The following is a 6,975-nucleotide window of genomic DNA, read 5'->3' as shown; positions in this document are numbered from 1 at the left end:
CCGTGGTGGCCACCGGGGTGCGCCGGCTGGCGGACCAGACCGCGGTCGCCACCTACGATATCGAGCAGATGGTGCGCGAGATCCAGTCGGCGGTATCGGCCGGGGTGATGGGCATGGACAAGTTCTCCGAGGAGGTCCGCCGCGGTATCGCCGAGGTCGGCCAGGTCGGCGAGCAACTGTCGCAGATCATCCAGCAGGTGCAGGCGCTGGCGCCGCGGGTGCAGATGGTCAACGAGGGCATGCAGGCCCAGGCGACCGGTGCCGAGCAGATCAACCAGGCGCTGGTGCAACTGGGCGAGGCCACCGGGCAGACCGTGGAGTCGCTGCGCCAGGCCAGCTTCGCCATCGATGAGCTGAACCTGGTGGCGAACGGGCTGCGCAACGGCGTATCCCGCTTCAAAGTCTGAGGCTGTGACCGTGTCCCGCTCCACCGGCGATCATCGACGCACCAGCAAGCTGTTCCTGCTGTTCCGCATGGAAGGCGACCGCTATGCCCTGGATGCCCGCGAAGTGGTCGAAGTGCTGCCGCTGCTGCGCCTGAAGCGCATTCCGGAGGCGCCGGAATGGGTCGCCGGGGTGTTCTCCCATCGCGGCGTCCTGGTCCCGGTGCTCGACCTCTGCGCAATGGCCTTCGGCCGCGCGGCGCTGGCCCGCACCAGCACGCGCATCGTGCTGGTCGAATACCGCGCCCGCCAGGACCGAGAGCCGGTCTGGCTCGGACTGATCCTCGAACAGGCCACCGATACCCTGCGCTGCGAACCGTCGGCGTTCCGCGACTATGGCCTGGACAACGGCGGGGCCCGCTATCTCGGCCCGGTCTATGAAGGACCACGGGGACTGGTGCAATGGGTGCGGGTCGAGGCATTGCTGCCCGACGAAGTGCGCGCCCTGCTGTTCCCGCCGGAGTGCGGCGAGGGGGCGGCATGAACGATCGCTTCGAACGCCTGCTCAAGAGCAGGATCGGCCTGGATGCCAGCTCGGTGGGCAGCGCGGTGATCGAGCGCGCGGTACGCCAGCGCATGAGCGGCCTCGCGCTGCACGACGAGGACGAATACTGGATGCGCCTGAACGGCTCGCCGGGCGAGGTGCAGGCGCTGATCGAAGCGGTGGTGGTGCCGGAGACCTGGTTCTTCCGCTACCCGGAGTCGTTCACCACTCTCGCCAGGCTGGCCTTCGAGCGCCTGCCGAGCCTGGGCGGCGGACGCGCGCTAAGGATCCTCAGCCTGCCCTGTTCCACCGGCGAGGAGCCGTATTCCATCGTCATGGCCTTGCTCGATGCCGGGCTCTCCGAGTACCTGTTCGAGGTCGACGCCCTCGACGTCAGCGCTCGGGTGATCGAGCGCGCCAGCCTCGGGGTGTACGGCAGGAATTCCTTTCGCGGCGATGAACTGGGGTTTCGCGACCGCCATTTCAGCGAGGTTGCCGATGGCTACCAGTTGGCCGAGCAGGTTCGCCGCAAGGTGCGCTTCCGCTGCGGCAATTTGCTCGATCCCGGGCTACTGGCGGGCGAGGCACCCTACGATTTCGTGTTCTGTCGCAACCTGCTGATCTATTTCGACCGCCCGACCCAGAGCGAGGTGGTCGAGGTGCTCAAGCGCCTGTTGCGGCCGGACGGCGCGATGTTCATCGGACCAGCCGAGGCGAGCCTGCTCAGCCAGCATGGCATGCAGCCGATCGGCGTGCCGCTGTCTTTCGTGTTCCGCCGGACCAGCGAGGCGCCCCGCGGCGCGCGGCCCAAAGCGGTGAGCGACGGAGCGCGCCCGGTCGTTGCCGCCGCCGTGGAGCGTGCGAGTATTCGGCCTTCGCCGCCGCCACCGGCGAAACCGCGCCAGCGGCTGTCCAGCCTGGTTCCGCGAGCCAGCGGCCAGCCCCTCGCCAGTCCCGTCGGCGAGTTCGACGAAATCGCCCGCCTGGCGGATGCCGGCCAGCACCGCGAGGCGCGCGCCGCCTGCGAGCGCCAACTGGCCGCGCGTGGGCCGTCGGCCACGGTCTTCTACTGGCTCGGGCTGCTCAGCGATGTCGCCGGGCAGGAGCAGGAAGCCCAGGATTTCTACCGCAAGGCCCTGTACCTGGAGCCGCAGCACGCCGAGGCGCTGGCGCACCTGGCGGCGCTGCTCGCCGCTCGCGGCGACCATGCCGGCGCCCGGCGCCTGCAGCAACGTGCGGCCCGTGGAGTGAACAAAGATGGTTGAGGCGAGCCTGACCTTGCTCGATACCCAACAGGTGGATGACTGCTGGAACCGCATCGGCGTGCATGGCGACAAGTCCTGCGAACGCCTGGCCGAGCATGTCCATTGCCGCAACTGCGAGGTTTACGCTGCCGCGGCGACCTACTTGCTGGACCGCATCGCCCTGCGCCAGGACCAGCTCGACAGCGCCGAAACGATGGACAGCCAGCGCGAACAGAGCGACCTCGGCGAGACGCGTTCGATCCTGGTGTTCCGCCTGGGCGAAGAGTGGTTCGGCCTGGCCACCGGCAGCCTGGTGGAAGTGGCGCCGATGAATCCTATCCATTCCCTGCCGCACCAGCGCTCGCGCGCCCTGCAAGGGGTGACCAACGTGCGCGGCGCGCTGGTCGCCTGCCTTTCCCTCGGCGAACTGCTGGATCTCGAACCCGGCGCCGCGCCGGTCAGCGAGCGCCGGGTGGTTCCGCGCATGCTGATCATTTCCGCCGCCGGCGGTCCGGTGGTGGCGCCGGTGGAGGAAGTCGACGGCATCCATGCGATTCCGCTGGCGCGGATACTGCCGCCCAACCACGCCGACGGCCAGGCCTCGCGCCGGCACGTGGCCGGCGTGCTGCAATGGCGTGAGCGGAGCATCACCCTGCTCGACGAAGGCCCTCTCCTGCAAGCCGTAGCGCGGAGCCTGGCATGACCCCGGACCAGATGAGAGACGCGTCGCTGCTCGAGCTGTTCCGGCTCGAGGCGGAGGCCCAGACCCAGGTGCTCAACGCCGGCCTGATGGCGCTGGAGCGCAGCCCGACCCAGGCCGACCAACTGGAAGCCTGCATGCGCGCCGCGCACTCGCTGAAAGGCGCGGCGCGGATCGTCGGGCTGGACGCCGGCGTGCGCGTGGCGCACGTCATGGAGGATTGCCTGGTGGAGGCGCAGGACGGACGCCTGCTCCTGCAATCGGAACATATCGATGCGTTGCTCCAGGGCTGCGACCTGTTGCTGCGTATCGGCACCCCGCCCGCCGGCGACGCAGGCTGGGCCGAAGGCGCCGGGCGGGAAGAGATCGACGGCCTGGTGCAGCGCCTCGAAGGCCTGGTGCGCAGCGGCCTCCGCTGGCCCGCGCGGAGCTGCCGGCGACGACTCCCAGCTTGCCGGAAGCGGCCCCCGAGGCGCCGCCAGCGGCGTCAGCGGCCGCCAGCGACGACAACGACGAGGAGCCCGCCGGGCAGGCGGGCGGCGAACAGGCCGAGGAGCGCCGCAGCCGGGTCCTGCGGGTCACCGCCGAGCGCCTGGACCGGCTGCTGGATATCTCCAGCAAGTCGCTGGTGGAGTTCCAGCGCATCAAGCCGCTGGCCGATTCCCTGCAACGCCTGCGTCGCCTGCAGTCCAGCGCCAGCCGCGCGCTCGACGTGGTACGCGAGACGGTCCAGGAAACCGCCCTCGACCCGCAGGCCCAGGCCATGCTCGGCGAGGCGCGGCAACTGATCGGCGAATGCCAGCAGATGCTGGTGCAGCACATCGCCGATCTCGACGAGTTCGCCTGGCAGGGCGGCCAGCGCGCCCAGGTGCTCTACGACGCGGCGCTGGCCTCGCGGATGCGACCGTTCGCCGACGTCCTTAGCGGCCAGGCGCGGATGGTTCGCGACCTGGGCCGCTCGCTGGGCAAGCAGGTGCGCCTGCTGGTCGAGGGCGAAAGCACCCAGGTCGACCGGGATGTCCTGGAAAAACTCGAAGCGCCGCTCACCCACCTGCTGCGCAATGCCGTCGATCACGGTATCGAGGCGCCGGAAACCCGCCTCGCCGCCGGCAAGCCGGCCGAGGGCAGGATCACCATCCGCGCCCGCCACCACGCCGGCATGCTGGTCCTGGAACTGAGCGACGACGGCGGCGGCATCGATCTGCAGCGCCTGCGCGAGACCGTGCTCAATCGCCAGTTCGCCACCGCCGAGACCGCGGCGCAATTGAGCGAGGAGGAACTCCTGGCGTTTCTCTTCCTGCCCGGCTTCAGCATGCGCGAGCAGGTCACCGAGGTGTCCGGTCGCGGCGTCGGACTGGACGCCGTGCAGCACATGGTCCGCCAGTTGCGTGGCGGCGTGCGCATGGAGCAACGCCAGGGGCAGGGCACGCTGTTCCACGTCGAGGTGCCGCTGACCCTGTCCGTGGTGCGCAGCCTGGTGGTGGAGATCGGCGAGGAGGCCTACGCCTTCCCGCTGGCGCATATCGAGCGCATGTGCGAGCTGGAAGCGGAGGAGATCGTCCAGCTCGAAGGTCGCCAGCACTTCTGGTACGAGGGGCGCCATGTCGGCCTGGTCTCGGCTGCGCAACTGCTGCAGCGGCCCGAGAGCAGCCGCACCGAAGGGGCCATCCCGGTAGTGGTGGTGCGCGACCGCGATGCGGTCTACGGCGTCGCCGTGGAGCGTTTCGTCGGCGAGCGTACCCTGGTGGTGATGCCTCTCGATCCGCGCCTGGGCAAGGTGCGCGACGTTTCCGCCGGCGCCTTGCTGGACGACGGTTCGCCGGTGCTGATCCTGGACGTCGAGGACCTCCTGCATTCGGTCGGCAAGCTGCTCAGCAGCGGCCGCCTGGAGCGCATCGATCGCAGCCGGCGGCAGGCCGGCGGGGCGCAACGCAAGCGCATCCTGGTGGTCGACGACTCGCTCACGGTGCGTGAGCTGGAACGCAAGCTCCTGCTCGGTCGCGGCTACGACGTGGCAGTGGCGGTGGATGGCATGGACGGCTGGAACGCCCTGCGCTCGGAGCATTTCGACCTGCTCATCACCGATATCGACATGCCGCGCATGGACGGTATCGAACTGGTCACCCTGGTGCGTCGCGACAGCCGCCTGCAGTCGCTGCCGGTGATGGTGGTGTCCTACAAGGATCGTGAGGAGGACCGTCGGCGCGGTCTCGACGCCGGCGCCGACTATTATCTGGCGAAGGCCAGTTTCCACGATGAGGCCTTGCTGGATGCCGTCGTCGTCCTGATCGGAGAAGCACAGGGTTGAGGATCGGAATCGTCAATGACATGCCGTTGGCCGTCGAGGCGCTGCGCCGCGCGCTGGCCTTCGAGCCGCAGCACCAGATCGTCTGGGTCGCCAGCAACGGTGCCGAGGCGGTGACCCAGTGCGCCGCCGATACGCCCGACGTGGTGCTGATGGACCTGCTCATGCCGGTGATGGACGGCGTCGAGGCAACTCGTCGGATCATGGCGGAAAGTCCTTGCGCGATCGTGATTGTTACCGTCGATATCGAGCAGAATGTGCACCGGGTTTTCGAAGCGATGGGATATGGGGCGCTCGATGCGGTGAACACGCCGGCGCTGGGCATCGGCAACCCGCAAACGGCGGCGGCGCCGTTGTTGCGCAAGATTCAGAACGTCGGCTGGCTGATCGGCCAGCGCGATAACCGTGGCAAGGTCCAGGTGGTGCCGCCGAAGGCCGGCGGGGCGCGCCAGCGTCTGGTGGCGATCGGCGCCTCGGCTGGCGGTCCGGCGTCGCTCGCGGTGTTGCTCAAGCAACTGCCGGCCAGTTTCAATGCCGCGGTGGTGCTGGTGCAGCATGTCGACGAGGTCTTCGCCGCCGGCATGGCCGAATGGCTGGCCAGCGAATCGAAGCTGCCGGTGCGCCTGGCGCGCGATGGCGAGCCGCCGATACCGGGGCAGATCCTGCTGGCGGGGACCAACAATCACATCCGCCTGTTGCGCAACGGTTCGCTGGTGTACACCGCCGAACCGCGTTCTTTCGTCTACCGGCCGTCCATCGACGTGTTTTTCGAGAGCGTGGCGAACTACTGGCGTGGCGACGCCGTGGGCGTGCTGCTGACCGGCATGGGCCGCGACGGCGCCCAGGGCCTCAAGCAGATGCGCGAGCGCGGCTTCCTCACCATCGCCCAGGACCAGGCCAGTTGCGCGGTCTACGGGATGCCGAAGGCCGCGGCGGCGATCGATGCCGCGGTGCAGATCCTTTCCCTGGAAAAGATCGCCCCGCGCCTGGCGGAGGTATTCGATTAGCCGGGCGCGAGTCCGGTCAGGCGCCAGGGTAGGCGCCGGCGCCCGCCGTGGCGGTGCGTGGAACAGCATTCAATTTGATACGAGGGGCCCCGGTCCCGGAGAGAAACATGCACAACCCTCATGAGAGCAAGACCGACCTGGGCGCCCCTCTGGACGGCGCGGTCATGGTACTGCTTGTCGATGATCAGGCCATGATCGGAGAGGCTGTGCGTCGCTCGCTGGCGAGCGAGGCGGGCATCGACTTCCACTTCTGTTCCGATCCGCAGCAGGCGGTGGCGGTGGCCAACCAGATCAAGCCGACGGTGATCCTCCAGGACCTGGTGATGCCCGGCGTCGACGGCCTCACGCTGCTCGCCGCCTACCGCGGCAACCCGGCGACCCGCGACATCCCGATCATCGTCCTGTCGACCAAGGAAGAGCCGACGGTGAAGAGCGCGGCGTTCGCCGCCGGCGCCAACGACTACCTGGTCAAGCTGCCGGACGCCATCGAGCTGGTGGCGCGGATCCGCTACCACTCGCGTTCGTACATCGCCCTGCAGCAACGCGACGAGGCCTATCGGGCGCTGCGCGAGAGCCAGCAGCAGTTGCTGGAGACCAACCTGGTGCTGCAGCGGCTGATGAACTCCGACGGCCTGACCGGGCTCTCCAACCGTCGTCACTTCGACGAATACCTGGAGATGGAGTGGCGCCGCTCGCTGCGCGAGCAGTCGCAACTGTCGCTGCTGATGATCGACGTGGACTATTTCAAGAGCTACAACGACACCTTCGGCCACGTCGCCGGCGACGAGGCCC

The 6,975-nt window shown here is 68.7% G+C and carries 6 protein-coding genes and 1 pseudogene; all 7 read left to right on the top strand.

The genetic code is table 11. The annotated features are described in order from the left end of the window. Positions 1-407, top strand: a 407-nt coding sequence (locus FFS27_RS25400) for a methyl-accepting chemotaxis protein (protein ID WP_137952277.1), incomplete at its 5' end; no start/stop codon positions are given. Between the two features lie 4 nt (positions 408-411). After that, complete coding sequence (locus tag FFS27_RS25395) at positions 412-927, top strand: chemotaxis protein CheW (RefSeq protein ID WP_003137965.1); 516 nt, start codon at positions 412-414, stop codon at positions 925-927. Next, on the top strand, positions 924-2,192 hold the full coding sequence (locus FFS27_RS25390; RefSeq protein ID WP_023100857.1) for a CheR family methyltransferase: 1,269 nt from the start codon (positions 924-926) through the stop codon (positions 2,190-2,192). Before FFS27_RS25395 ends, FFS27_RS25390 begins: the two co-directional genes overlap by 4 nt. After that, positions 2,185-2,874 (top strand): chemotaxis protein CheW, encoded by a 690-nt coding sequence (locus FFS27_RS25385; RefSeq protein ID WP_003103738.1) that lies wholly within the window; start codon positions 2,185-2,187, stop codon positions 2,872-2,874. Before FFS27_RS25390 ends, FFS27_RS25385 begins: the two co-directional genes overlap by 8 nt. Further along, positions 2,871-5,179 (top strand): annotated as a pseudogene (wspE, locus tag FFS27_RS25380) (Wsp signal transduction system sensor histidine kinase WspE). Before FFS27_RS25385 ends, wspE begins: the two are co-directional and overlap by 4 nt. Next, a complete protein-coding gene (gene wspF, locus FFS27_RS25375) occupies positions 5,176-6,183 on the top strand; it encodes a Wsp signal transduction system protein-glutamate methylesterase WspF (protein WP_003092534.1) in 1,008 nt (335 codons plus the stop codon). The pseudogene wspE and the gene wspF overlap by 4 nt, the downstream one beginning before the upstream one ends. Positions 6,184-6,290: 107 nt before the next feature. Next, positions 6,291-6,975: Wsp signal transduction system regulator diguanylate cyclase WspR (gene wspR / locus FFS27_RS25370; protein ID WP_134584364.1), on the top strand; the 685-nt coding region annotated here is incomplete at its 3' end.

It is taken from the genome of Pseudomonas sp. 2VD, assembly GCF_005503585.1.
GTDB lineage: Bacteria > Pseudomonadota > Gammaproteobacteria > Pseudomonadales > Pseudomonadaceae > Pseudomonas > Pseudomonas aeruginosa.
The sequence above is the reverse complement of the archived record's forward strand: the minus strand, read 5'-3'. Positions and strand labels throughout refer to the sequence as shown.

Bases quoted from the DNA above. Each gene is read 5' to 3' on its own strand.
- FFS27_RS25390 (WP_023100857.1), top strand. From the start codon at position 924: ATGAACGATCGCTTCGAACGCCTGCTCAAGAGCAGGATCGGCCTGGAT.
- FFS27_RS25385 (WP_003103738.1), top strand. From the start codon at position 2,185: ATGGTTGAGGCGAGCCTGACCTTGCTCGATACCCAACAGGTGGATGAC.